The sequence below is a fragment of the uncultured Pseudokineococcus sp. genome (assembly GCF_947495735.1).
GTDB lineage: Bacteria > Actinomycetota > Actinomycetes > Actinomycetales > Quadrisphaeraceae > Pseudokineococcus.
This window is the reverse complement of record NZ_CANMAA010000004.1, coordinates 92785-118465: the sequence shown is the minus strand read 5'-3', so window position 1 is coordinate 118465 and position 25681 is coordinate 92785. Positions and strand designations below refer to the sequence as shown.

The following is a 25681-nucleotide window of genomic DNA, read 5'->3' as shown; positions in this document are numbered from 1 at the left end:
CCGTGACGGACGCCGACAGCCACGCCGACCGCCCCACGACGCCGCAGCGGGACCTGCGGGTCCACCCGAGCATCCTGTCGGCTGACTTCACCGACCTCGCCGCCGAGGTGCGCCGCATCTCGACCGCGGACGCCGTGCACGTGGACGTGATGGACAACCACTTCGTCCCCAACCTCACGCTCGGGCTGCCCGTGGTCGAGCGCCTCGCACAGGTGAGCGCGCTGCCCCTGGACTGCCACCTCATGGTCGAGGCGCCGGACCGGTGGGCCCCGGAGTACGCCGAGGCGGGGGCGCAGGGCGTCACCTTCCACGCCGAGGCGGCCGCGGCGCCCGTCCGGCTGGCGCGCGAGCTGCGCCGCCTCGGCGCGCGGGCGGGGGTGGCCCTGAACCCGGCGACCCCCGTCGAGCCGTGGTTCGACCTGCTCGGCGAGGTCGACATGGTGCTCGTGATGACCGTCGAGCCGGGCTTCGGCGGCCAGTCCTTCCTCGACGTCACGCTGCCCAAGATCCGCCGGCTGCGGGCGGCCATCTCCGCGGCGCACCTGCAGGTCGCCGTGCAGGTGGACGGGGGCGTCAGCGCCGCGACGGTCGGGCGCGCGGCGGAGGCCGGCGCGGACGTGTTCGTGGCCGGCTCGGCCGTCTACGGCCAGGAGGACGCCGCGGCGGCCGTCGACGACCTGCGAGCGCGGGCCCGCGCCGCCCTGGACGGCACCTCCGGGGGCTGAGCGGTCCCGCGCGGGGGGCACCCCGCGCGGCGCTCTAGCCTGGGGCCTCGTGAAGACCTTCGAGGACCTGTTCGCCGAGCTCTCGACGAAGGCGCAGCAGCGCCCCGACGGCTCGCGCACGGTCGCCGAGCTGGACGCGGGGGTCCACTCCATCGGCAAGAAGGTCGTCGAGGAGGCCGCCGAGGTCTGGATGGCCGCCGAGCACGAGAGCGACGAGCGCACCGCCGAGGAGGTCTCCCAGCTCCTGTACCACCTGCAGGTGCTGCTGCTCGCCCGCGGCCTGACGCTCGAGGACGTCTACGCCCACCTCTGAGCCGGCCACCCGCCACCCCGGCACCCCCTTCCGCTCGCCCTTCCTGAGGAGCACCGCTCGTGCTGCGCATCGCCGTCCCGAACAAGGGCTCGCTCGCCGAGCCCGCCGCCGCCCTCCTTCGCGAGGCCGGCTACGCCGAGCGCCGCACCGGTCGCGAGCTCGTCCTGCACGACCGGGTGAACGACGTGGAGCTGTACTTCCTGCGGCCCCGCGACATCGCGCTGTACGTGGGCGCCGGCACGCTCGACGCCGGCATCACGGGCCGCGACCTGCTGCTGGACTCCGGCGCCGACGCCGAGGAGGCCCTCGAGCTGGGCTTCGCCGCCTCGACCTTCCGGTTCGCCGCCCGCGCCGGGGAGGCGCCCGCGGACGCCGCGGGGCTCGCCGGGCGCCGCATCGCCACGAGCTACGACGGGCTCGTGCGCGCGCACCTCGCGGACCTCGGCGTCGAGGCGTCCGTGGTGCGCCTCGACGGCGCCGTGGAGGTCTCCGTGGCGCTCGGGGTCGCCGACGTCATCGCCGACGTGGTGGAGACCGGCTCGACCCTGCGCGCCGCCGGCCTCGAGGTCTTCGGCGACCCGCTCCTGCAGTCCTCGGCCGTCCTCGTGCAGCGCCGGGGGGTCCCCGCGCCGGCCGGGCTGGACGTGCTCGTGCGCCGCGTGCAGGGCGTCCTGGTGGCCCGCGAGTACGTGATGGTCGACTACGACGTGCACGTCGACCTCCTGGACGCCGCCTCCGCGGTGACGCCCGGCCTGGAGTCCCCGACGGTCTCGCCGCTGCGCGACGCCAGCTACGTCGCCGTCCGCTCGATGGTGCGGCGCTCGGAGGTCAACGCGGTGATGGACAGGCTGTACGAGATCGGCGCGCGCGCCATCCTCATGACGACGATCCACGCCTGCCGGATCTGATCGTGGCCCCCTCCGCGCCCCGTGGGCGGGACGACCGGGTGCCCGAGCCGGGGTCCGAGCGCGCGCGGCTGCACCGCGACTTCGCGCCCCGACGAGCCCGCGTCGTCGCCGTGGTGATCGGCGCCCTGGCGCTGCTGGGCGGGCTGGTCCTCGCGTTCGTGCTGCCCGACATCGGGCCGCTGGACCGCCTGGGCTTCCTCGGCATCGGCGCGCTCGTGGCCGCCTTCATGGCGCGGCAGGCCATGGTCGCCGTCCACGTCGACGAGCAGGGCCTGGCCGTCCGCAACCTCTTCCTGTCCCGGCGCCTGGAGTGGGCCGAGGTGGTCGAGGTCCGCTTCGGCGGTGGGCAGCCCTGGCTGCAGCTCGACCTGTCCGACGGGGACGTCCTGCCCGTCATGGCCGTCCAGCGGGCCGACGGCGCCGCCGCCGAGGCCGAGGCGCAGCGCCTGGCCACGCTCGTCGCGCTGCACGGGCCCCGCGACCGCGGCTGAGCCGCCGACCGGGGCGCGCGACCGGACCCCGGCGTCGGGACGGACGGCGTCAGTCGACCGGCGGCACGGCGTCCGAGGCCTGCTCCGTGGTCCAGCCGCCCACCTGGAGCAGGTCGACCACGGTGCTGCGCAGCTGCCCGACGCAGACGGCGCCCGACAGGCCGAGGCGCTGGGTGCCGAGGACGCCGGCGCGGCGCCCGAGGTCCACGAGGTCGTCCTGCAGCTCGTCGTCGCGTCGGCCGGCGTCCACGGCCTCGGACATCAGGCGCGCGCTCGTGGCCAGCTCCTCGAGCAGCGACCACAGCTCGGCGGGCAGCGGCTCGCCGCGCTGCTCGGCCACGGTGACCCGGCGCAGCAGCACGCGGACGTTGCGCATCGCGCGGTCGAGGGGGACGGCGAGGTCGCGGACGGTCTCCAGCCCGGGCCGGTGGCGGTGGCGGAACGGGGACAGCCGCAGCCCCTCCAGCGCCTCCTCGGCGGCCGGGCGCAGGTCCTCGAAGGCCCGCTGCCCCGCGCGGGCGCGGTCGAGGGCGGCCTGGGCCCGGTCGCCGTCGGCCTCCTTGGCGGCGCGGGCCGCCTCGCCGAGCAGCACGGCCAGCTCGCCGGCGGCCGCGGCGGCGAGCCGGCGCGGCCGCATCAGGGGCGCGGTGGGCAGGAGCGCCGCCACCACCAGGGCCACCGCGCCGCCGACCAGGGCGTCGACCCAGCGGTCCAGGCCCACCGCGGCCGGCGCGGCCAGGGACGTCACGATGCTGGCCTGCACGCCCGCCTGCGTGACGAGCAGCTGGCCGGCGTCCAGGAGGACCGCGAGCGCCATGGACAGGCCCACGACGACGGCGAGCTGCCAGACGCCGCTGCCGAGCCAGGAGACGAGCAGGTCGCCCACGGCGATGCCCAGGGCGACGCCGACGACCACCTCGCCGGTGCGGCGCAGCCGCCCCTCGTAGGACTGCCCGAGCACGATGACCGCCGCCACGGGGGCGAAGAAGGGCGCCTCGTGGCCGAGGAGCACGTGCGCGATGGCCCAGGCGGCCGCCGCCGCGAGCGCGCACTGGACGATGTTGGGCCCGCGGCGCCGCAGCCGGGCGACGCGCTCGCGGGCCGAGCGCCGGCCGCGGACGGCGGCGCGCAGGGGCCAGACGCGCTGGAGGTCCAGGCGCTCGCTCGCAGGGCTGCTCGGCACGCCCCGATGGTCCCAGCACCGGCCCCGTCCGCAGCCGGAGGTGCTCGCCGGCGAGCACGACCGGGTGCTCGCGGCCGCGGAGGCGACCTACGCGGTGCGGACGACGACGTCGGCGCGCGAGCGCGGGTCGCAGGCGGCGAGGTGCTCCGCCTCCTGGGCCGCCCAGCGGTCCCAGTGCGGGGCGTAGGCGTCGCCGTCGCGGACCAGGGCGCGCCGGCGGCGGACGTCGTCGGGCGCCTCCACCCAGACGAGGACGTCCGGGGCCGCCGCCGCGTCGAGGACGCCGGCCCCGACGCCCTCGACGACCAGCAGCGGGCACGCGGGCACCACGACGTCGTCGGCGACGTCGACGGACCAGCGCCCGAGCGCCCAGTCCCAGCGCCGGGCCCGCACCGGGCGCCCGCGGCGCCACCCCGGCAGCACGTCGCGGGCCAGGCGCGCGGACGCGGCGGCCAGGCCGTCCCACCCGGGGTAGAGGTCGTCCATCCGCAGGACCGGGGCCCCGAGGTCTCGACCCAGCGCGGCGGCGAGCGTCGTCTTGCCGGCCCCGCTGCGCCCCTCGACGACCACGAGCCGCGGCCCGCCCCTCGTCGTCGCGGCCCTCGTCGCGGTGTCCCTAGGCTGGGCCGCGTGAGCCTCGCCGTCCGCGTCGTCCCCTGCCTCGACGTCGACGCCGGGCGCGTCGTCAAGGGCGTCCGCTTCGCCGGCCTGCGGGACGCGGGCGACCCGGTCGAGCTCGCGCGCCAGTACGGCGACGACGGCGCGGACGAGCTCGTCTTCCTCGACGTCACGGCGAGCACGGACGAGCGGGCCACCACCTACGACGTCGTCGCGCGCACCGCCGAGCAGGTCTTCGTCCCCCTGACGGTCGGGGGAGGGGTCCGCGCCGTCCGGGACGTCGACCGGCTGCTGCGCGCCGGCGCCGACAAGGTAGGCGTCAACACCGCCGCGGTCGCCCGCCCGCAGCTGGTCGCCGAGATCGCCGACCGGTTCGGCGCCCAGGTCCTCGTGCTGTCCGTGGACGCCCGGCGCTGCCCGCCCGGGACCCCCGAGGGCGAGCGCACGCCGTCGGGCTTCGAGGTCACCACCCACGGCGGGCGCCGCGGCACCGGTGTCGACGCCGTCGCCTGGGCCGAGCAGGCCGCCCGGCTCGGCGCGGGGGAGATCCTGCTCAACTCCGTCGACGCCGACGGCACCACCGGCGGCTTCGACCTCGACATGCTCCGCGCCGTGCGCGGCGTCGTGGGCGTCCCCGTCATCGCCAGCGGCGGCGCCGGGCGGCTCGAGGACTTCGCCCCGGCCGTCGACGCCGGCGCCGACGCGGTCCTCGCCGCCTCGGTCTTCCACTTCGGCGTGCTGCGGGTCGGCCAGGTCAAGGACGCGCTCGCCGAGGCCGGCCACCCCGTCCGCCGGGCGGGCGCCGCCGTCCACGCGGGGGAGGGCGCCCGCGGCGCCGAGGACCTCGGGTCCGCGCCCCGCCCCTGAGCGCCCCGCCCCCGAGGCCACGTCTCCCGAGCCCACCGCCCGCGAGCCCTCCACGCCGGAGTCGTCCGCGCCCGCGCCGTCCACCGGGGTCTCTCAGACGGCGCGGCTGACGCCCGCGAGCGCGCGGACGTGCTCGGGTGCGCCGTCGAGCTCCACGCGCGCGACCGCCTCCCGGCCGAAGCTGTGCAGCAGCACCTCGCCGACGTCGCCGCGGATGACGACCTCCCCGGCGCCTCCGGGCGCCCGGCGCACGACGGCGCGGCCCTCGGGCGTCTCGAGGACGACCCCGACGGGGGCCTTGCGGTAGAGCAGCGTCGCCCGGCCGCGCAGGCCCGACCACAGCGCCCGCCGCACGTCCTCGGCGAGCTCGCGCGGCTCCTGCGGGTGCTCGCCCGCGCGGCGCAGGTCCTCGAGGTGGACGAAGTGCTCGCCGGTGTTGACGGCGCCGTCCACGCCCGGCAGCGAGAAGGGCGACAGCCGCGGGGGGCCGTCGGCGACCGCGGCGACGAGCTCGGCGAAGGGCCGGGCGGCGACGGCGGCGCGCACCCGCTCCCCGTGCGCGGCCATCGGGGCGAGCACCACGCCCAGCGCGGCGTCGGGCCGGCGCTCGCGCACGACCAGGTGGGCGGCGAGGTCCCGGGCGCGCCAGCCCTCGCAGAGGGTGGGGGCGTCCGGCCCGCGCCGGAGCAGCTCGGAGGCCAGGGCGGCGCGCTCGGACGCGGAGGGGGTCATGGGCCCATCGTGCCCCCGGCGCCCGCGCCCGGCCGCGCGCCGGCCCGACCGCCCCACCAGAGGGCGCGCCGCCCTCCCGCCCCGCGACCGCCCCCTCCCGCCCCGCGACCGCCCCCTCCCGCCCCGCGACCGGGCGCGCGGGCGGACGGGGGTCCGGCGCTCGGGGGTCCCGGTGGCTCGTGGGCATCGGCGCGCTCGTGGGTGTCGGCGCGCTCGTGGGTGTCGGCGCGCTCGTGGGTGTCGGGGGCTCGTGGCAGTGTGAGGTCCGTCCACACCGGTGGGCATGCCGCGAGAGGACGCCCGTGCACCGCCGTTCCACCCCGACCCGCCCCACGCCCCCGCGCACGGCCCGCTCCCGGACCGACGCGCCTCCCGACGCCCTCGCCGACGACCGGACCCCTCGGGCCGCCGAGACGGCGCCCCGCCCCCGCTCCGAGGCCGTCGTCGTCGCGCCGCCGCACGACGCGGCCGGTGCTCGCGCGCGCCCGGGCGAGGGCGGCGAGCGGCACGACGGCGAGCACGAGGGCGGGGCGCGGCGTGCGCCCGGAGCGGGGCGCGGACGGCGGCGCGGTGAGAGCGCCACCCGACGGGGACTGCGCGTGGTGGTGCGCGGGGCCCGGGACGAGCCGCTGGTCCTCGGCCTGGCCGTGCTCGTCTCGGCGGTCTACGGCGCCGGCACGGCTGCGGCGGGGTGGCTGCTGGGGCGCACGACGGACGGCGTCCTGGTGCCACTCTTCGCAGGGGACCCGGGCGTGGGCGGCGCCGACATCGCGGGGGCGGGCCTCGCCCTCGCGGGCGTCGCCGTGGTCACCGCGGTCGCCGTCGCCCTGCGCCGGATGATCGCGGGGCGGGTGTTCGCCAACCTCCAGGCGCGGTACCGCCGGCGGCTGGCGCACCAGTACCTGCGGCTGCCCATCGCCTGGCACCACCGCCACCCGGCCGGCCAGCTGCTGTCGAACGCGAGCTCCGACGTCGAGGCGAGCTTCCAGATCTTCCAGCCCCTGCCGATGGCCCTCGGCGTCGTCGTCATGGCGCTGGTCGCCTCGGTCGCCATGGTGGCCGCCGACCCCGTGCTCGCGGCCGTCGGCCTGCTGACGATCCCGGCCATGGCGGCGGCGAACATCGCCTACCAGAAGGCCATGTCGCCCCGGGTCGTGCGGGCCCAGGCGCTGCGCGGCGAGGTGGCCGCCATGGCCCACGAGAGCTTCGACGGCGCCGTCGTCGTCAAGACCCTCGGCCGCGAGGGCGCGGAGACCGAGCGCTTCGGCGGCGCGGCCGACCGGCTGCGCGAGGCCAACGTCGACGTCGGCCGCACCCGCGGCGCCTTCGACCCCGTCGTCGAGGCGCTGCCGAGCCTCGCCAGCCTCGCCGTCCTCGCCGTCGGCGCCGCCCGTGCGGCCTCGGGCGACGTGCAGGTCGGCGACATCGTCCAGGTCGTCTACCTGCTCACCATCCTCGCGGCCCCCGTGCGGGCCTTCGGCTGGGTGCTCGCCGAGCTGCCGCGCTCCGCCGTCGGCTTCGGGCGGGTGCGGTCCGTGCTGGAGGCCACCGGGCGCACCCGGTGGGGCTCGCAGCCGCTGCCCGAGGGCGGGCTGTCGCTGAGCATGCGCGGCGTCCGCCTGGCGCACGTGCGCAGCGTCGACGAGGACCTCGACGAGACGACGGACCCGGACGCGCCGACCGTCGAGGAGGTCCGGGTGCCCGCGCTCGTGGACGTGGACCTCGACGTGCCCGCGGGCTCGACCACGGCCCTGGTCGGCCCGACCGGCTCGGGCAAGTCCACGCTGGCGGCGCTGGCCGTGCGCCTGGTCGACCCGGACGCCGGCGTCGTGCGCCTCGGCGGGGTGGACGTGCGCGAGCTCGCCGAGGGCAGCCTGCCCGCGGAGGTCTCCCTCGTGCCCCAGGGCACCTTCATCTTCGACGACACCGTCCGCGGCAACATCACCCTCGGGGCGGACGTCGACGAGGCGCGGCTGCGCGCCGCGCTGGAGACCTCGCACGCGGCGGAGTTCGTCGACGTCCTGCCCGACGGGCTCGACACGCGCGTGGGCGAGCGCGGCGCCTCCCTGTCCGGGGGCCAGCGCCAGCGGATCGCCCTGGCGCGGGCGCTGCTGCGCAGCCCGCGGCTGCTGGTGCTGGACGACGCGACGTCGGCGGTCGACCCGGCCGTCGAGGCGCAGATCCTCTCCGCGCTGCGCCGCCCGCCCGCGCCGGGCGCCCCGAAGCCCACCGTGCTGCTCGTCGCCTACCGCCGCGCCACGATCGCCCTGGCCGACCGGGTCGCGTGGATGGACGGCGGCCGCGTGGTCGACGAGGGCACGCACGCCGAGCTGCTGGAGCGCCAGCCCGGCTACCGGCACCTCGTGACCGCCTACGAGGAGGCCGCCCTGGCCTCCGCCCGGCCACCTGGCGGCGGCGAGGGCGACGGCGGTGCGCCCGCCGCCGACCAGCGCCCGGCGGCCTCGGGGAGCGCCCGGTGAGCCGCCGCACGCCTCCGCCGGCGACCCCGCAGGCCGAGCCGACCCCGCAGAGCGGGGGCACCCCGCCCGCGGGCGGCACCCGCATCTCCCGGGAGGCCGGGGACGGCGTCGTGGCGACGGTCCGCCGCGGGCTCGCCCTGTCCCCGCTCATGCGCCAGGGCCTGCTGGGCACGCTCGCGCTCGGGATGCTCGCGACGGCCGGTCGGGTCGTCGTCCCCCTGGCGGCGGGGCGCACCATCGACGTCGGCATCGACGGGCCGGACGGCCCCGACCCCGGACTGGTCTGGCGCCTCGCGCTCGTCGGGGCGGCCGTGGTGCTCGCGACGGCGGTCGTCTCCTACCTGGTGAACCGCCGCCTGTTCACCGCCACCGAGGCGGGCCTGGCGGAGCTGCGGACCACGGCGTTCCGCCGCGTGCACGACCTCTCGGCCCTCACCCAGGGGTCCGACCAGCGCGGCTCCCTCGTCGCCCGCGTGACCAGCGACGTCGACACCATCTCGACGTTCCTGCAGTTCGGCGGTCTGCTGCTCGTGCTGTCGGTGGGCCAGCTGCTCGTCGTCACCGTGCTCCTCGGCGTCATCTCCTGGCCGCTCATGCTGCTGGTGCTCGCCTGCTTCGTCCCGGTGGTGCTCTTCGGCCGCTGGATGCAGCCGCGGCTGTCCGCGGCCTTCAGCGAGGTCCGCGCCCGCGTCGGGCGGGTGCTGGGCGGCATCTCCGAGACCGTCGTCGGCGCCGACACCATCCGCGCCTACGGCGCCGAGCAGCGCACCCGCGAGCGGGTCGACGCCGCCGTGGAGGACCAGCGGCGGGCGCAGGTCCGGGCGCAGACCCTCGTCGCCACGAGCTTCTCCACCGGGGTGCTCGCCTCGGGCCTGGTCGTGGCGGCGGTCGTCGTCGTCGGCGCGCTCCTGGGCCTGGGCGGCGACCTGACGCTGGGCGAGCTGACGACCGTGCTGCTGCTCGTGCAGCTGTTCACCGGCCCGGTCCAGAGCCTGACCGAGGTGCTCAACGAGCTGCAGAACGCCGTCGCCGGCTGGCGGCGCGTGCTCGCCCTCCTGGACACCCCGGTGGACCTCGCCGACCCGGGCGCGGCGGGGACCGACCTTCCCGACGGCCCGCTCGACGTGCGCGTGGACGGGGTGGGGTACGCCTACCCGGGCGGCCCCCCGGCCCTCTCCGACGTCGACCTGGACGTGCCCGCGGGCACGCGCGTCGCCGTGGTCGGGCGCACGGGGTCGGGCAAGACGACGCTCGCCAAGCTGCTGACCCGGCTGCAGGACCCGGACACCGGGCGGGTGCTGGTCGGCGGCGCCGACCTGCGGGAGGTGCGCGCGGCGAGCCTGCGCCGGCGCGTCGCGATGGTGCCCCAGGAGGGGTTCCTCTTCGAGGGGACGATCGCGGAGAACGTGGCGCTGGGCCGCGAGGGCAGCACCGAGCAGGACGTGCGCCGCGCCCTGGAGGAGCTCGGGCTCGGCGCCTGGGCCGCGGGGCTGCCCGACGGGCTGGGCACGCGGGTGGGCCAGCGCGGGGAGACGCTGTCGGCGGGGGAGCGCCAGCTCGTGGCGCTGGCCCGGGCGCGCCTGGCCGACCCCGACGTCCTGGTGCTCGACGAGGCCACCTCCGCCGTCGACCCCGCCCTGGACGTCGCGATCGGCGCGGCCCTGGAGCGCCTGATGGCCGGGCGGACGTCGGTGACCATCGCCCACCGCATGTCGACGGCCGAGCGCGCCGACCTCGTCGTCGTGGTCTCGGGCGGGCGGGTCACCGAGACCGGCCGCCACGCCGACCTCGTCGGCGCCGGCGGCCACTACGCCGAGCTGCACCGCGCCTGGGCCGCCCAGCTGGATCCCGTCGGCTGAGGCGGGCGGGCGGCCGGGGGCGCCGCGGGGGAGTCGCGGCGCCGCGGGGGAGCCCCGGCGCAGTGGGAGGATCGCGGCGTGAGCTCGACGACGCCCCCCGCCTCCTCGCTGGACCCGGCCGTGGCCGCCCGCCTGCGCCGCACGACCGACGGGCTGGTCGCCGCGGTGGTCCAGCAGCACGACACCGGCGAGGTGCTGATGCTCGCGTGGATGGACGACGCAGCGCTGGCGCAGACGCTGACCACCGGGCGCGCCACCTACTGGAGCCGCAGCCGCGGTGAGCTGTGGCGCAAGGGCGACACCTCGGGGCACGTCCAGCACGTGCGCTCGGTGAGCCTGGACTGCGACGGCGACGCGCTGCTCGTGCGGGTCGACCAGGTGGGCGTCGCCTGCCACACGGGCACGCGCACCTGCTTCGACGGCCGGGACCTGGGCGCCGTGGACGCGCTGGCCGGGTCGGCCGGCTCGGCGGGGGGGCCGGAGTGAGCGCCGGGCCCGACGGCCGCCTCGGCGGCACCTGGCCGTCGCTGGAGGTCTTCCGCGAGCTGGCGCGCGACCGCCGGGTCGTCCCCGTCGTGCGCCGCGTGCTCGCCGACGGCGAGACCCCGGTGGGCCTGTACCGCAAGCTCTCCGGGGACGCGCCGGGCTCCTTCCTCCTGGAGTCGGCCGAGGGCGGGCGCTGGTCGCGCTGGTCGATCGTGGGCGCGCGCTCGGGCGCGATGCTGCTCGGCGGCGACGGCGCGTCGCAGTGGGTCGGGGAGCCGCCGGCGGGCGTGCCGACGTCGGGGGAGCCGACCGAGGTGCTCGCCGCGGTGATGGAGGCGCTGCACACGCCGCGCCTGCCGGGCCTGCCCCCGCTGACCGGGGGGATGGTCGGCGTCCTCGGCTACGACGTCGTCCGGGCGTGGGAGCGCCTGCCGGTGCGCTCGCCCGACGAGCTCGGCGCGCCCGCGGTGATGATGGCGCTGGCCACCGACGTCGCCGTGCTGGACCACAGCGACGGGACGCTGCTGCTCGTCGCCAACGCCGTCAACCACGACGGCACCGACGAGCGCGTCGACGAGGCGTGGGCCGACGCCGTCGGCCGCCTGGACCGGATGGTCGGCGAGCTCGCCGCCCCGGCGCCCTCCACGGTCGCCGTCCACGACGGCTTCGAGGAGGAGCCCCCGGCGCCGCGCGAGCGCACCGCCCGCGAGGACTACCTGGACGCCGTGCGGCGCGGCAAGGAGGCCATCGTCGACGGCGAGGTGTTCCAGGTCGTGCTCTCCCAGCGGTTCGAGCTGGACTGCCCGGCGGACGCCCTGGACGTCTACCGGTGCCTGCGCGCGTCCAACCCGAGCCCGTACATGTACCTCTTCCGCGGGCAGCGCCCGGACGGCAGCCGCGTCGACGTCGTCGGCTCGAGCCCGGAGGCGCTGGTGAAGGTCGAGTCCGGGCGGGTCCTGGCGCACCCGATCGCCGGCACGAGGCCGCGGGGGGCGAAGCCCGAGGACGACGTGCGCCTGGCCGAGGACCTCCTCGACGACGCCAAGGAGCGCTCGGAGCACCTCATGCTCGTGGACCTGGCGCGCAACGACCTCGCGCGGGTGTGCGCCCCCGGGACGGTCGACGTCGTGGAGTTCATGGCCGTGGAGCGCTACAGCCACGTCATGCACCTGGTGTCGACGGTGGTCGGCGACGCGCGGCCGGGGACGGTCGCGATGGAGGTGCTGCGGGCGGCCTTCCCCGCCGGGACGCTCTCGGGGGCGCCCAAGCCCCGGGCGATGGAGCTCATCGACGCCCTCGAGCCGGTGCGGCGCGGGGTGTACGGCGGCGTCGTCGGCTACCTCGACTTCGCAGGGGACCTGGACATGGCCATCGCCATCCGCACGGCCGTCCTGTCCGGGGGCGTCGCGCACGTCCAGGCCGGCGCCGGCGTCGTCGCGGACTCGGTGCCCGAGAGCGAGGACGCCGAGTGCCGCGCGAAGGCCGCCGCGGTGCTGCGCGCCGTCGCGGCCGCCCGCACGCTGCGGCCGCCGGCCGCCGGCCGGGTCGACGCCGCCCGATGAGCCCGACGGCGGGCGACCGGTCCCGGGACGGCGAGCGCCGGGACGACGAGCGCCGGGACGGCGAGCGCGCGGGCCGGCCCCAGCGGCTGCCGCGCGGGCGGACCGTCCTCGGCCTGCTGGTCCTCGGCGCGCTCGTCGTCGTCACGGGCGCGGTGGTGTGGACGCGCGCCGTCGTGGAGGGCGCCCTCGCCGGGGCGGGCGTCGTGGAGGCCACCGGGGGGGCGGCCGCCCCCCTCGTGCCGGCGCTCGGGCTGGTCGCCCTGGCGGGCGCCGGCGCGGCGACCACCACGCGCCGCGCCGGGTCGGCCGTCGCCCTCGGGCTCGTGGCCCTGGCGGGCGCCGGCGTCGTCGCCGGCGCGGTCGGCGTCCTGGTCGACCCGCTGTCGGCGACCGCCGCCGAGGTCGGCGAGGCCCTGGGCGTGACGGCCGGCTCGGTGGAGCCCGGCAGCGCGACGGCGACGACGACGGCCTGGCCCTGGGTGGCGGCCCTCCTCGGCGTCCTGCTCGCGGTCCTCGCCGCGGCGGGGGCCGCGGCCTCCCGCCGCTGGCCCTCCGGACGGCGCTACGAGGCCCCGGCGGCCCCGGGGCCGGGGGAGGACCTCCCGCCGGCCGGGGACCCCGCGGCCGAGCGCGCCCGGCGCCGGGGCGAGTCCTTCGACGCGTGGGACTCCCTCACCCGCGGCGAGGACCCCACCGGGGAGACCGCGACGCCGGTGCGCCCGCCCCCGAGCGCCCGCGAGGACCGTCCCGAGCGGCGCTGACCCCGCGGCGCCCCCGGGAGCCGTCCGCGGGAGGCGAGAGCCCCTCGACCGGCCCGGCGCGGGCGCCCCGGCCCGGGGCTGCTGGCATGATGGGCCGCAGGTCGGCGGCCGGCCCGGAGGCCTGGACCGCCACCGACCGCACCAGCCCAGCTCGACGAGACCACCCGCACCAGAGCAGCCGCACCGGGCCCGCCCGGGGCGCGGCGAGGAGGACCCCATGGCCGAGCGCACCCAGAGCCGGGAGCAGGACCGGGGTCAGCAGCCGGCGCACCAGCACCAGCCCCAGCTGCCGCCCCACGCCGAGGACCACGGGCACAGCCTCGCGGCCTGGGCGGGCGTGGGCATCTGCATCCTGGGCGCGCTGATCGCCTCCCTCGCCGTCGTCTTCACCATCTGGTGGATGCTCGCGGCCGGCTTCCTCGTCGCCTTCACGGGACCCGTCGTCGGCAAGGTCCTGGCGATGAAGGGACACGGGGCCGGGACGCCGAAGCAGTCCTCGGACCGCCCGGGCGACGACACCCACGACAGCCAGGCCGGTGCGGGGCGCTCCGCCGAGGGGCGCACTGACACCGCGCACGGCCCCCGCTGACCTCGCCCGGGGCTCCTGCGACGCGTCGACCCGAGGAGCGCTCCGGCTCGTCCCCCGCGCGGGTCCCGCGGCGCTGGCCGCCGCTGCTGCTCGGGGTCGCCGGCGCGGCCGCGCTGGGCGCGGTCGCCCTGCGCGACCCGCACGTCCCCGGCAGCTGGGGGGCGTGCCCCGTGCTCGCCCTCACCGGTCTGCCGTGCCCCTTCTGCGGCGGGCTCCGCGCCGTCTCCGACGTCCTCGCCGGTCAGCCGCTGGCGGCGCTGGGCAGCAACGCCCTCGCCGTCGTCCTGGTGGGCGCAGCGGTCGCCGTCTGGGGCGTCTGGCTGGTCGCCGCGCTGCGCCGGCGCCCGCTGCGCCTGGTCGACGCCGTCACCGACCGCGGCGCCCTGGCCCTGGCCGTGGTGCTGGCCGCCTTCACCGTCGTGCGCTGGCTCCCCGGGGCCTCGGCTGTCCTCGGCCCCTGATCCGCGCTCTCCCCGGTGCGGGAGGTCAGCCGGGGGTGCGCGGCATCCGCCGCCCGACCTCCCCGGAGCACGCGGCCGCCGGAGCACCGGTCCCGGCGCGCGATCCCCCGCAGACGACAGCCCCCCGGACCAGGGGTCCGGGGGGCTGTCGTCTGCGCGGCGTCCGGTCAGCCGAACATCTCCTGCGCCTGCTCCTCGACGCACTGCTGGTACGCGGGGCCGTCGAGCTGCTCGCACTCCTGCATCACCGGCCCCAGCGCGTTGATCCCGGCGCCCCAGGCGATGACGCTGCCGATGCCGATGAGCAGGGCGACGACCGACAGCACGAGGCCGGTCGTGGCGACGCCCTTGTTGGTGGCCTCGCCGCGCGTGGCGCGCTTGCGCCCGATGATGCCGAGGACGATCCCGACGACGGCGATGACGGCCGTGAGGACGCCGAAGAAGGGGAGCAGGGCGACGCACACGGAGACGAGCGCCACGATGCCGACGACCAGCGCGGCCACGCCGAGCCCGTTGCGCGGCTCGGGGCGCCCGCCGTCGTAGGAGCCCGGGGTCCCGGCGTCGCCGCCGTAGCGACCCGCCTCGGCGCCGGCGCCGGCGGCCCCGTACCCCGACGGGGTCTGGCCGTAGCCGCTGTCCTGGCCGTAGCCGGGCTGCTGCTGGCCGTAGCCGGGCTGCTGCTGGGCGTCGCCGTAGCCGGGCTGGGCGTCGCCGTAGCGCGGCGGCTCGCCGCCCGTCGGATCCTGCCCGTAGCGGGGCTGGTCGGGGTCGTTCGGGGTGCTCACGGATGGCCTCCTGGCTGGGCTCGCGAGGAGCCCGTCGTCGACGGTCGGATCGGGCGGCGCGTCGCCGCGGCGGTGCCGCCGACGGTATCGGCGCGCCGGCGCCGCTGCCGTGCGGCGCGCCCGGGGGCGCGGGGAGCGACGGCGGTCACGCACTAGAGTCCTGCGCAGCGGTGGACCGGGCGCGCGCCCGGGCGTCCACCCCGCGCCGGCGGCCCGCCGACGGCGCGGGTGCGGTGCCGCCGCTCGCCCCCTCGACCGCGGTCCAGCAGAGGAGCCCCTCACGTGAGCGTGCTCGACGACATCCTCGCCGGCGTCCACGAAGACCTCGCCGAGCGCCAGGCGGCCACCGGTCTCGACGAGCTCAAGGAGCTCGCGTCGCGCCGTCCCGGCGCCCTCGACGCCGTGGAGCGGCTGCGCCGGGTCGACGGCGACGACGACCGCGGGGCCGTGAAGGTCGTCGCGGAGGTCAAGCGCTCCAGCCCGAGCAAGGGCGCGCTGGCGGCCATCGGCGACCCGGCCGGGCTGGCGCGCGACTACGAGGCGGGCGGCGCTGCCGTCATCAGCGTGCTCACCGAGCGCCGCCGCTTCGGCGGCAGCCTGGACGACCTCGACGCCGTGCGCGCGGCCGTGGAGATCCCCGTCCTGCGCAAGGACTTCATCACGACCGCCTACCAGGTGTGGGAGGCGCGGGCCCACGGGGCCGACGTCGTGCTCCTCATCGTCGCGGCCCTCGAGCAGCCGGCGCTGGTCTCCCTCGTCGAGCGCGTCCACTCCCTCGGCATGACGGCGCTCGTGGAGGTCCACGACGTCGACGAGGTGGCCCGCGCGGTCGACGCCGGGGCCCGTGTCGTCGGGGTCAACGCGCGCGACCTGCGGACCCTGGCCGTCGACCGCTCCACCTTCGCGACCGTGCGGCCCGCCGTCCCGGACGGCGTGGTCGTCGTCGCCGAGTCGGGCGTGCGCGGCTCGCACGACGTCTTCGACTACGCCCGCGCCGGCGCCGACGCCGTGCTGGTCGGCGAGGCCCTCGTCACCGGAGGCCACCCGCGCTCGGCCGTGGCGGACCTCGTCGCCGCCGGCAACCACCCCTCGACCCGAGCAGGACGCGCATGAGCACCGACACCCCTCCCCGCGAGCCCCTCGCCCCCTCGCCCACCGGGCTCCCGGAGGGCGCGGACCTGCGCAGCGCCGCCGGTCCCTACTTCGGGGACTTCGGCGGCCGCTTCGTCCCCGAGGCGCTCGTCGCGGCGCTGGACGAGCTCGACGCCGCCTTCACGCAGGCGTGGGCCGACCCGTCGTTCCGGGCCGAGCTGGACGAGCTGCACCGCAGCTACACCGGCCGGCCGAGCATCCTCACCGACGCGCCGCGCTTCGGCGCGCACGCCGGCGGCGCGCGCGTGCTGCTCAAGCGCGAGGACCTCAACCACACGGGCTCGCACAAGATCAACAACGTGCTCGGGCAGGCGCTGCTCACCAAGCGCATGGGCAAGAGGCGCGTCATCGCCGAGACCGGCGCCGGCCAGCACGGCGTCGCCACCGCCACCGCCGCGGCGCTCATGGACCTCGAGTGCGTCGTGTACATGGGGGAGCGGGACACCGAGCGCCAGGCGCTCAACGTCGCCCGGATGCGCCTGCTCGGCGCCGAGGTCGTGCCGGTCAGCACCGGGTCGCGCACGCTCAAGGACGCGCTCAACGAGGCCATGCGCGACTGGGTGGCCAACGTGGACGACACCCACTACCTGCTCGGCACGGTCGCGGGCCCGCACCCCTTCCCGACCATGGTGCGCGAGCTGCACCGCGTCATCGGCGAGGAGGCGCGGGGCCAGGTCCTCGACGTGGTGGGGCGCCTGCCCGACGTCGTCGTGGCCTGCGTCGGGGGCGGGTCCAACGCGATGGGCATCTTCCACGCCTTCCTCGACGACCCCGACGTGGCGCTGCTCGGCCTGGAGGCCGGCGGCGACGGCGTGGCCACCGGCCGCCACGCCTCCTCGATCACCGGCGGGGCCCCCGGCGTGCTGCACGGCACCCGCTCGATGCTGCTGCAGGACGAGGACGGCCAGACCATCGAGTCCCACTCGATCAGCGCCGGCCTGGACTACCCGGGCGTCGGCCCCGAGCACGCGTGGCTCGCCGCCACCGGCCGGGCTCAGTACCGGCCCGTGACGGACGACGAGGCGATGCAGGCCCTGCGCCTGCTGTGCCGCACGGAGGGCATCATCCCGGCCATCGAGACCGCCCACGCGCTCGCGGGGGCGCTGCAGGAGGGACGCCGGCTCGGGCCGGAGGGCGTCGTGCTCGTCAACCTCTCGGGCCGCGGCGACAAGGACGTGGACACCGCGGCGCGCTGGTTCGACCTCGTGAGCGAGGAGGACCTGGTCGCGTCCGAGGACCTGCGCACGGACGTCGCCGACGAGGGCGTCCACGACGGGCCGGACGTCGTCGCGGGCGGGGCCCCCCAGGACGAGGGCGTGCCCCCCGAGGGCCCGGGCTCGCGCGCCGACCGGGGCGACGACCGGGGCGACCGGTGAGCGCCGCCGCGACGGCGCCGGGCGCCACCGGCACGGGCACCAGCCGGACGGGCGCCGCGATCGACGCCGCCCGCGCGCGCGGCGGCGCCGCGCTCGTCGGCTACCTGCCCGTCGGCTTCCCCGACCTCGCCACCTCGGTCGAGGCGGCGCGCGCGATGGTGGCCGAGGGCGTCGACGTCGTCGAGCTCGGCCTGCCCTACTCCGACCCCGTCATGGACGGCCCCGTCATCCAGGCCGCGGCGCAGGCCGCGCTGGAGGGCGGCCTGCGGGTCCGCGACGTCCTGACCGCCGTCGAGCAGGTCGCCGAGACCGGCGCCGCCGTGCTCGTGATGACGTACTGGAACCCGGTCGTCCGCTACGGGGTGGACGCGTGGGCGCGCGACCTCGCGGCCGCCGGGGGAGCGGGCCTCATCACGCCCGACCTCATCCCCGACGAGGGCGCCGACTGGCTCGCCGCCTCGGAGGCCCACGACCTGGACCGCGTCTTCCTGGTGGCCCCGTCCTCGACGCCGGACCGCCTCGCCAGCACGGCCGCCTCGTGCCGGGGCTTCGTCTACGCCGCGTCCACGATGGGCGTCACGGGCGTGCGCGCCGCCGTGGGCAGCGCCGCCGCCGGGCTGGTGGAGGCGACCCGCGCCGCCGGGGCGGAGCGCGTCTGCGTCGGCCTCGGCGTCTCGAGCGCCGAGCAGGCCGCCGAGGTGGCCTCCTTCGCCGACGGCGTGATCGTGGGCTCGGCCCTCGTGCGCGCCCTGGGCGACGGCGGCGTCCCGGCCGTCGGCTCCCTGGCCGCCGAGCTCGCCGCCGGGGTGCACCGGTGACGGGCGCGCTGGCGGCCGTCCCCGGCGCCCTGGCGTCGGTGCCCGCCGCGGTCCTGACGTCCATCCCCAGCCCCGCGCAGGGCGTCTGGCACCTCGGCCCGGTGCCGATCCGCGCGTACGCGCTGGCGATCATCCTGGGCATCGTCCTCGGCGTCGCCCTCAGCGAGCGGCGGCTGCGGGCCCGCGGGGGACCGCCCGGCGCCGTGGTGGACATCGCCATCTGGGCCGTGCTGTTCGGCATCGTCGGCGCGCGGGTCTACCACGTCCTGTCCTCCCCGGACGCCTACTTCGGCGAGGGGGGCGACCTCGTCCGGGCGCTCTACGTCTGGGAGGGCGGCCTGGGCATCTGGGGCGCCATCCCCGCGGGCTTCCTGGGGGCGCTCGTCCCGATCCGGCAGCTCGGCCTGCGCGTCGGCGTCGTGGCCGACGCCATGGCTCCCGGCCTCCTGCTGGCGCAGGCGGTGGGCCGCGTGGGGAACTACTTCAACCAGGAGCTGTTCGGTCGTCCGACGACCCTGCCCTGGGGCCTGGAGATCGACCCGGCGAACCGCCCGGCCGGCTACGCCGAGTTCGAGACCTTCCACCCGACGTTCCTCTACGAGGCGCTCTGGTGCCTGGTGGCGCTGCTCCTGCTGCTCCTGCTGGAGCGCGTGCTGAAGCTCGGGCACGGCCGGGTGTTCCTGACCTACGTGCTGCTCTACGTCATCGGCCGGGGCTTCATCGAGACGCTGCGGATCGACCAGGCCGAGATCATCGCCGGCCTGCGTCTGAACGTCTGGACGTCCGTGGTGGTGGGCCTGGTGGCCGTGATCGGCCTCCTCGTCAGCGCGATGCGCCACCCGGGCCGCGAGGCCACCGCCCTGCGCGAGCCGCCGGCGGCCGAGGCCGGCAGCGCCGCCGAGGTCGAGGCGCTGGACGCCGGCGCCGAGCCGCGGGAGGCGGCCGAGGAGGGCCGGCGCGCCGAGGCGCGGGCAGCGTCCGAGCGGCCCGGCGACGGCCGGCCGCAGGACGCCGGCGTCCCCGCCGGCGACGGCGAGGACCCCCGGGCCTGAGGCCCGGCGGTCGCGCTCCGGTCACGTCGGGGTCACACCCCGGTCACGGCTCCGGTCCGCCCCTGCGGGGCGGTCTCGCGGGGTGGATCCACCGCCAGGACGCCGCGTCCCGCGGTGTACCTTCTTCCGACCCGGGGCCGACGACGTCCCCTTTCCGTCCCCCCGTCCCACCCACCGGTGGGGCACGTCGACCGCCCCGGCGGTCCCCGTGAGGATGGTGCGACGCATGACGACCTCCCCGAGCCCCCAGCACGGCCGGAGCGGCGAGCAGGCCCGGGCCCAGCAGCCCGCCCGGGCCCCGCGCGGCCTCCCGTCGGCCGGCCCCGCACCCCAGGGCCTCTACGACGGCCGCCACGAGCACGACGCCTGCGGCGTCGCCTTCGTGGCCACGCTCCGCGGCGAGCCCGGTCACGACATCGTCGACGCCGCGCTGACCGCGCTGCGCAACCTCGACCACCGCGGCGCCGTGGGCGCCGAGGTGGACACCGGGGACGGCGCCGGCATCCTCACCCAGGTCCCGGACGAGCTCTTCCGGGCGCTGGCGGCCGAGGAGATGGGTGTCGAGCTCCCGCCGAGGGGCGCCTACGCCGTCGGCCTCGTCTTCCTCCCGGTCGACGACGAGGAGGCGGCCGAGGCCGTCCGCCGGGTCGAGGCCCTCGCGCAGGAGGAGGACCTCGCCGTCCTCGGGTGGCGCGACGTCCCCGTGGCGGCGGACCTCGTCGGCGCCACGGCCCGCGCGACGATGCCGCGCTTCCGCCACCTGTTCGTGGCGGGCCGCTCGGCCCGCATCACGGGCATGGCCCTGGAGCGGCGCGCCTTCTGCCTGCGCAAGCGCACCGAGCGCGAGGTCGGGGTCTACGTGGCCTCGCTGTCGTGCCGCACGATCACGTACAAGGGCATGCTGACCACCGGCCAGCTGGAGCCCTTCTTCCCCGACCTGTCGGACCGGCGCTACACGACCGAGCTCGCCGTCGTGCACTCCAGGTTCTCGACCAACACCTTCCCGTCGTGGCCCCTCGCGCACCCGTTCCGGCTCATCGCCCACAACGGCGAGATCAACACGGTGCAGGGCAACCGGAACTGGATGCGGGCGCGCGAGAGCATGCTGTCCTCCAGCGTCATCCCGGGGGACCTCGAGCGGCTCTTCCCGATCTGCACGCCGGGGGCCAGCGACTCCGCGTCCTTCGACGAGGTGCTCGAGCTGCTCCACCTCGGCGGGCGCTCGCTGCCGCACGCGATGCTCATGATGATCCCGGAGGCCTGGGAGAACCACGAGGCGATGGACCCGGCCCGCCGGGCCTTCTACGAGTTCCACTCCACCTTCACCGAGGCCTGGGACGGCCCGGCCGACGTGGTGTTCACCGACGGCACGCTCATCGGGGCGGTCCTGGACCGCAACGGCCTGCGCCCCTCGCGCTACACGATCACCTCCGACGGCCTCGTCGTGCTCGCCAGCGAGACCGGCGTCCTGGACCTGGACCCGGCGACGGTCGTGCGCAAGGGGCGGCTGCAGCCCGGGCGGATGTTCCTCGTCGACACCGCGGCCGGCCGCGTCGTGGACGACGAGGAGGTCAAGGCCGAGCTCGCGGCGGCGCAGCCGTACGACGAGTGGCTGCACGCCGGCCTGGTCACCCTCGACGGGCTGCCCGAGCGCGAGCACGTCGCCCACACGCACTCGTCGGTGACCCGGCGCCAGCAGACCTTCGGGTACACCGAGGAGGAGCTGCGCCTGCTCGTGGCGCCCATGGCCCGGGCGGGCGCCGAGCCCATCGGCTCGATGGGCACCGACACGCCCATCGCGGTGCTCTCCACCCGCCCGCGCATGGTCTTCGACTACTTCACCCAGATGTTCGCGCAGGTCACCAACCCCCCGCTGGACGCGATCCGCGAGGAGCTGGTGACGTCCCTGGTCACCGGCGTGGGCCCGGAGCAGAACATGCTCGACGCCGGCCCGGCCCACTGCCGCCAGCTCGTCATCCCGTTCCCGGTCATCGACAACGACGAGCTCGCCAAGATCGTCCACGTCAACGCCGACGGGAACCTGCCGGGCTTCCGGGCCGTGCGCGTCTCGGGCCTCTACCGGGTCGACGGCGGCGGGGAGGCCCTGGCGGAGCGCATCGACGAGATCTGCGCCGAGGTCAGCGCGGCCATCGCCGACGGGGCGCGCTTCGTCGTGCTCTCCGACCGCGACTCCGACGCCGTCCTCGCGCCGATCCCGTCGCTGCTGCTCACGGGCGCCGTCCACCACCACCTGCTGCGGGAGAAGACGCGGACGCAGGTCGGCCTGGTCGTCGAGGCGGGGGACGTGCGCGAGGTGCACCACGTCGCGCTGCTCGTGGGGTACGGCGCCGCCGCGGTGAACCCCTACCTGGCGATGGAGTCGGTGGAGGACCAGGTCCGCTCCGGGCGCCTCACGGGCGTCGAGCCCGAGGACGCCGTGCGCCGGCTCATCTACGCGCTCGGCAAGGGCGTGCTCAAGGTGATGTCCAAGATGGGCATCTCCACGGTCGCCTCCTACCGGGGCGCGCAGACCTTCGAGGCCATCGGGCTCGCCCAGGACCTCGTCGACCGCTACTTCACGGGCACGACGACGCAGCTCGGCGGCATCGGCATCGACGTCCTCGCCGAGGAGGTCGCCGCGCGCCACCGCACGGCCTACCCCGCCAGCGGCGTCCAGCCGGCCCACCGCCGGCTCGACGTGGGCGGGGAGTACCAGTGGCGCCGCGAGGGCGAGCACCACCTGTTCGACCCCGAGACCGTCTTCCGGCTGCAGCACGCCACCCGCGCCGGCCGCTACGACGTCTTCAAGCAGTACACCCGGCGCGTGGACGACTCCGCGGAGCGGCTCATGACGCTGCGCGGGCTGTTCTCCTTCCGCGAGGACCTCCGCCCGCCGGTGCCGGTCGAGGAGGTCGAGCCGGTCTCCGAGATCGTCAAGCGCTTCTCGACCGGCGCGATGAGCTACGGCTCGATCTCCGAGGAGGCGCACTCCACGCTGGCGGTCGCCATGAACCGCCTCGGCGGGCGCAGCAACACCGGCGAGGGCGGCGAGGACGTCGAGCGGCTGCTGGACCCCGAGCGCCGCAGCTCGGTCAAGCAGGTGGCCTCGGGCCGCTTCGGCGTCACGAGCATGTACCTCACGCACGCCGACGACCTGCAGATCAAGATCGCGCAGGGCGCCAAGCCCGGCGAGGGCGGCCAGCTGCCGGGGCACAAGGTCTACCCCTGGATCGCGCGGACGCGGTTCTCGACGCCGGGCGTCGGGCTCATCTCCCCGCCGCCGCACCACGACATCTACTCGATCGAGGACATCGCCCAGCTCATCCACGACCTCAAGAACGCCAACCCGTCGGCGCGCGTGCACGTCAAGCTCGTCAGCGAGATCGGCGTCGGGACGGTCGCGGCGGGCGTGAGCAAGGCGCACGCCGACGTCGTCCTGATCTCGGGGCACGACGGCGGCACGGGCGCGAGCCCGCTCACCTCGCTCAAGCACGCCGGCGGTCCGTGGGAGGTCGGCCTGGCCGAGGCGCAGCAGACGCTGCTGCTCAACGGCCTGCGCGACCGCATCACGGTGCAGGTGGACGGCCAGCTCAAGACCGGCCGCGACGTCGTCGTGGCGGCGCTGCTCGGCGCCGAGGAGTACGGCTTCTCGACGGCGCCGCTCGTCGTGTCCGGCTGCATCATGATGCGGGCCTGCCACCTGGACACCTGCCCGGTGGGCATCGCGACCCAGAACCCCGAGCTGCGGGCCCGCTACGGCGGCCAGGCGGACTTCGTCGTGAGCTTCTTCGAGTTCCTCGCGCAGGAGGTCCGCGAGCACCTGGCGGCCCTGGGCTTCCGGTCGCTGGACGAGGCGGTCGGCCGCAGCGACGTGCTCGACGTGCGCCGCGCCGTCGACCACTGGAAGGCGTCGGGCCTCGACCTGACCCCCGTGCTCCACCAGGTGGAGCTGCCCGAGGGCGCCTCCCGCCGGCGCACGGCCCAGCAGGACCACGGGCTGGAGAAGGCGCTGGACCACCAGCTGATCGCCATGTGCCGCGACGCCCTCGAGCACCGCACCCCGGTGCAGGTGTCCAGCGCCGTCCGCAACGTCAACCGCACCGTCGGCACCATGCTCGGCCACGAGGTCACCCGGCGGCACGGGGAGCACGGGCTCCCCGACGGCACGGTGGACGTCACGCTCACGGGCAGCGCCGGCCAGTCCTTCGGCGCCTTCCTGCCGGGCGGGGTCACCCTGCGCCTGGTCGGCGACGCCAACGACTACGTGGGCAAGGGCCTGTCCGGGGGGCGCGTGGTCGTCCGCCCGGACGAGGCCGCGCCCTTCGCCGCCGCGGAGAACGTCATCGCCGGCAACACGATCGGCTACGGGGCGACCTCCGGGGAGCTGTTCCTGCGGGGCACCGTCGGGGAGCGCTTCTGCGTGCGCAACTCCGGGGCCACCGCCGTCGTCGAGGGCGTGGGCGACCACGCCTGCGAGTACATGACGGGCGGCACCGTCCTGGTGCTCGGCGCCACGGGGCGCAACGTCGGGGCCGGCATGTCGGGCGGGACGGCCTACGTCCTCGACCTGGACCGGGCCGAGGTGAACCAGGCCGCCGTGCGCAGCGGCGAGCTGGGGCTGCACCCGCTCGACGAGGCCGACCGCGTGCTGGTGGGGGACCTGCTGGTCCGCCACCGGGACGAGACGGGCTCAGAGGTGGCGGCCGAGCTGCTCGGGGCGGGCGACGCCGGCCTCGACCGCATCACCAAGCTCCTCCCGCGGGAGTTCTCCCGGGTGCTCGCCGTCCGGGCGCAGGCGCAGGAGGAGGGGCTGGACCTCGACGGCGACGCCGTCTGGAGCAGGATCGTGGAGGCGACCAGCCGTGGCTGACCCCAAGGGCTTCCTCACCCAGCGCGAGCGTGAGCTGCCGCGGCGCCGTCCCGTCGACGTCCGCATCATGGACTGGCGCGAGGTGTACGAGAGGCAGGAGGAGGGCGCCCTGCTGCGGCAGGCCGGGCGCTGCATGGACTGCGGCATCCCCTTCTGCCACCAGGGCTGCCCGCTCGGGAACCTCATCCCCGAGTGGAACGACCTCACGTGGCGCGGCGACTGGGCCGAGGCGGTCGAGCGGCTGCACGCGACGAACAACTTCCCCGAGGTGACGGGGCGGCTGTGCCCGGCGCCGTGCGAGAGCGCGTGCGTGCTGGGCATCAACCAGCCGCCCGTGACGATCAAGCAGGTCGAGGTGTCCATCGCCGACCGCGCCTTCGCCGAGGGGTGGGTCGTCCCGCAGCCGCCCGACCGCCTCACGGGCCGGACGGTGGCGGTCGTCGGCTCCGGTCCCGCCGGCCTCGCCGCCGCCCAGCAGCTGACGCGCGCCGGGCACACGGTGGCGGTCTACGAGCGCGACGACGCCATCGGGGGGCTGCTGCGCTACGGCATCCCCGAGTTCAAGATGGAGAAGGACCTGCTCGACGCCCGCCTGGCGCAGATGGCGGCCGAGGGCACGCGCTTCCGGCCCGGCACGCCGGTGGGCGGCAGCGCCCCCGGCGCCGTCTCCGGCGCCGCGCTCGTCGCGCGCTACGACGCGGTCCTCGTGGCCGTCGGCGCGACCGAGCCGCGCGACCTGCCGGTGCCCGGGCGCGACCTGCCCGGGGTGATGCCCGCGATGGAGTACCTGGTGCCCGCCAACCGCGCCGCGCGCGGCGCGGGGGAGGGGCCCGAGGGCCGCGACGTGCCCCCGCACCTCGACGCGAGGGACCGCGACGTCGTCATCATCGGCGGCGGCGACACCGGAGCGGACTGCCTGGGGACGGCGCTGCGCCAGGGCGCCCGCTCGGTCACCCAGCTCGCCCACGGCCCGCAGCCGGCGGCGGAGCGCTCGGCCGGTGAGCCGTGGCCGGTCGACCCGCGCCTGTTCGAGGTGACGAGCGCCCACGAGGAGGGCGGGGACCGGCGCTTCACCGCCTCCACGACCCGCTTCGTCGCCGACGGGGACGGGCGGCTCAGCGGGCTGGAGCTGGTCCGGGCCGAGCGTGTCGGCCGCGAGGTCCGCCCGGTCGAGGGCACCGAGGAGGTCGTCGACGCCCAGCTCGTGCTCATCGCCACCGGGTACACCGGGCCGGAGAAGGGGCCGCTGCTCGACGAGCTCGGGCTGGAGCTGGACGAGCGGGGCAACATCGCCCGCGACGGCTCCTACGCCACCTCCGTCCCGGGCGTCTTCGTCGCCGGGGACGCCGGGCGGGGCCAGTCGCTCATCGTCTGGGCCATCGCCGAGGGGCGCGCCGCGGCCGCGGCCGTGGACACCCACCTCACGGGGAGCCCCAGCACGCTGCACGCGCCCGTGCGGCCCGCGGACCGCCCCCTCGTGGTCTGAGCGCGGCGCCGGACCCGCCCTGCACGGGTCCGGCGCCGTCACCGCCCGGTCACCCGCTGGTCGCCCGGGCACGGGCGTCGGGGCGCCGTGGTGGCCTGCTCGGCTCT

At 77.2% G+C, this 25681-nt stretch carries 22 protein-coding genes; 18 read left to right on the top strand and 4 right to left on the bottom strand.

Going from position 1 to position 25681, the window contains the following annotated elements:
• Positions 1–2: 2 nt before the first annotated feature.
• Genes rpe through Q0848_RS07875 form a run of 4 tightly spaced genes read left to right on the top strand, consistent with a single transcriptional unit; the run spans position 3 to position 2437 of the window.
• On the top strand, positions 3–725 hold the full coding sequence (gene rpe / locus Q0848_RS07890; protein ID WP_299036547.1) for a ribulose-phosphate 3-epimerase: 723 nt from the start codon (positions 3–5) through the stop codon (positions 723–725).
• A 49-nt stretch (positions 726–774) separates the two neighbouring features.
• A complete protein-coding gene (locus tag Q0848_RS07885) occupies positions 775–1038 on the top strand; it encodes a phosphoribosyl-ATP diphosphatase (protein WP_299036546.1) in 264 nt (87 codons plus the stop codon).
• A gap of 59 nt (positions 1039–1097) precedes the next feature.
• Positions 1098–1946: an ATP phosphoribosyltransferase gene (gene hisG / locus Q0848_RS07880; RefSeq protein WP_299036545.1), complete on the top strand. Its 849-nt coding sequence runs from the start codon at positions 1098–1100 to the stop codon at positions 1944–1946.
• A gap of 38 nt (positions 1947–1984) precedes the next feature.
• Entirely contained in the window at positions 1985–2437 is a 453-nt protein-coding gene (locus Q0848_RS07875) for a PH domain-containing protein (RefSeq protein ID WP_299036544.1), read from the top strand.
• 49 nt (positions 2438–2486) lie between these two features.
• On the opposite strand, the gene Q0848_RS07870 is transcribed toward Q0848_RS07875, so the two are convergent.
• Positions 2487–3620, bottom strand: coding sequence for an aromatic acid exporter family protein (locus tag Q0848_RS07870; RefSeq protein WP_299036543.1), 1134 nt, complete (start codon positions 3618–3620; stop codon positions 2487–2489).
• An 87-nt stretch (positions 3621–3707) separates the two neighbouring features.
• Complete coding sequence (locus Q0848_RS07865) at positions 3708–4190, bottom strand: hypothetical protein (protein WP_299036542.1); 483 nt, start codon at positions 4188–4190, stop codon at positions 3708–3710.
• 60 nt (positions 4191–4250) lie between these two features.
• Here Q0848_RS07865 and hisF point away from each other — a divergent pair, with 60 nt between their 5' ends.
• Positions 4251–5105 carry an imidazole glycerol phosphate synthase subunit HisF gene (gene hisF, locus Q0848_RS07860; RefSeq protein WP_299036541.1) on the top strand — a complete coding sequence of 285 codons (855 nt, stop codon included), beginning with the start codon at positions 4251–4253 and terminating at the stop codon, positions 5103–5105.
• Between the two features lie 93 nt (positions 5106–5198).
• On the opposite strand, the gene Q0848_RS07855 is transcribed toward hisF, so the two are convergent.
• Entirely contained in the window at positions 5199–5837 is a 639-nt protein-coding gene (locus Q0848_RS07855; RefSeq protein WP_299036540.1) for a TIGR03085 family metal-binding protein, read from the bottom strand.
• A gap of 302 nt (positions 5838–6139) precedes the next feature.
• On the opposite strand from Q0848_RS07855, the gene Q0848_RS07850 reads away from it, so the two are divergent.
• The 7 genes from Q0848_RS07850 to Q0848_RS07820 all read left to right on the top strand — a co-directional run bounded on the left by Q0848_RS07850 (position 6140) and on the right by Q0848_RS07820 (position 14035).
• Entirely contained in the window at positions 6140–8317 is a 2178-nt protein-coding gene (locus Q0848_RS07850) for an ABC transporter ATP-binding protein (RefSeq protein ID WP_299036539.1), read from the top strand.
• Positions 8314–10176 carry an ABC transporter ATP-binding protein gene (locus tag Q0848_RS07845; protein WP_299036538.1) on the top strand — a complete coding sequence of 621 codons (1863 nt, stop codon included), beginning with the start codon at positions 8314–8316 and terminating at the stop codon, positions 10174–10176. Before Q0848_RS07850 ends, Q0848_RS07845 begins: the two co-directional genes overlap by 4 nt.
• 78 nt (positions 10177–10254) lie before the next feature.
• Positions 10255–10662: a phosphoribosyl-AMP cyclohydrolase gene (gene hisI, locus Q0848_RS07840; protein ID WP_299036537.1), complete on the top strand. Its 408-nt coding sequence runs from the start codon at positions 10255–10257 to the stop codon at positions 10660–10662.
• On the top strand, positions 10659–12224 hold the full coding sequence (locus tag Q0848_RS07835; protein WP_299036536.1) for an anthranilate synthase component I: 1566 nt from the start codon (positions 10659–10661) through the stop codon (positions 12222–12224). Before hisI ends, Q0848_RS07835 begins: the two co-directional genes overlap by 4 nt.
• A complete protein-coding gene (locus Q0848_RS07830; protein ID WP_299036535.1) occupies positions 12221–12985 on the top strand; it encodes a Trp biosynthesis-associated membrane protein in 765 nt (254 codons plus the stop codon). The genes Q0848_RS07835 and Q0848_RS07830 overlap by 4 nt, the downstream gene beginning before the upstream one ends.
• A 217-nt stretch (positions 12986–13202) precedes the next feature.
• Positions 13203–13574, top strand: coding sequence for an HGxxPAAW family protein (locus Q0848_RS07825; RefSeq protein WP_299036534.1), 372 nt, complete (start codon positions 13203–13205; stop codon positions 13572–13574).
• Between the two features lie 170 nt (positions 13575–13744).
• Positions 13745–14035, top strand: coding sequence for a DUF2752 domain-containing protein (locus Q0848_RS07820; protein ID WP_299036533.1), 291 nt, complete (start codon positions 13745–13747; stop codon positions 14033–14035).
• A 167-nt stretch (positions 14036–14202) separates the two neighbouring features.
• On the opposite strand, the gene Q0848_RS07815 is transcribed toward Q0848_RS07820, so the two are convergent.
• Entirely contained in the window at positions 14203–14820 is a 618-nt protein-coding gene (locus Q0848_RS07815; RefSeq protein WP_299036532.1) for a DUF4190 domain-containing protein, read from the bottom strand.
• Positions 14821–15102: 282 nt separating this feature from the next.
• On the opposite strand from Q0848_RS07815, the gene trpC reads away from it, so the two are divergent.
• The 6 genes from trpC (at position 15103) to Q0848_RS07785 (ending at position 25574) form a co-directional block, all read left to right on the top strand.
• Positions 15103–15933 carry an indole-3-glycerol phosphate synthase TrpC gene (trpC, locus tag Q0848_RS07810; protein ID WP_299036531.1) on the top strand — a complete coding sequence of 277 codons (831 nt, stop codon included), beginning with the start codon at positions 15103–15105 and terminating at the stop codon, positions 15931–15933.
• Positions 15930–17348, top strand: a complete 1419-nt coding sequence (trpB, locus tag Q0848_RS07805) for a tryptophan synthase subunit beta (RefSeq protein WP_299036530.1) — start codon at positions 15930–15932, stop codon at positions 17346–17348. Before trpC ends, trpB begins: the two co-directional genes overlap by 4 nt.
• 59 nt (positions 17349–17407) lie before the next feature.
• On the top strand, positions 17408–18166 hold the full coding sequence (gene trpA / locus Q0848_RS07800) for a tryptophan synthase subunit alpha (protein WP_366146486.1): 759 nt from the start codon (positions 17408–17410) through the stop codon (positions 18164–18166).
• The gene (lgt, locus tag Q0848_RS07795; protein WP_299036528.1) at positions 18163–19218 is read left to right on the top strand and encodes a prolipoprotein diacylglyceryl transferase; all 1056 of its coding nucleotides are present in this window, start codon (positions 18163–18165) and stop codon (positions 19216–19218) included. Before trpA ends, lgt begins: the two co-directional genes overlap by 4 nt.
• Positions 19219–19444: 226 nt before the next feature.
• A complete protein-coding gene (gene gltB / locus Q0848_RS07790) occupies positions 19445–24088 on the top strand; it encodes a glutamate synthase large subunit (protein ID WP_299036527.1) in 4644 nt (1547 codons plus the stop codon).
• Positions 24081–25574 carry a glutamate synthase subunit beta gene (locus Q0848_RS07785; protein WP_299036526.1) on the top strand — a complete coding sequence of 498 codons (1494 nt, stop codon included), beginning with the start codon at positions 24081–24083 and terminating at the stop codon, positions 25572–25574. Before gltB ends, Q0848_RS07785 begins: the two co-directional genes overlap by 8 nt.
• The last annotated feature ends 107 nt before the right edge of the window (positions 25575–25681 follow it).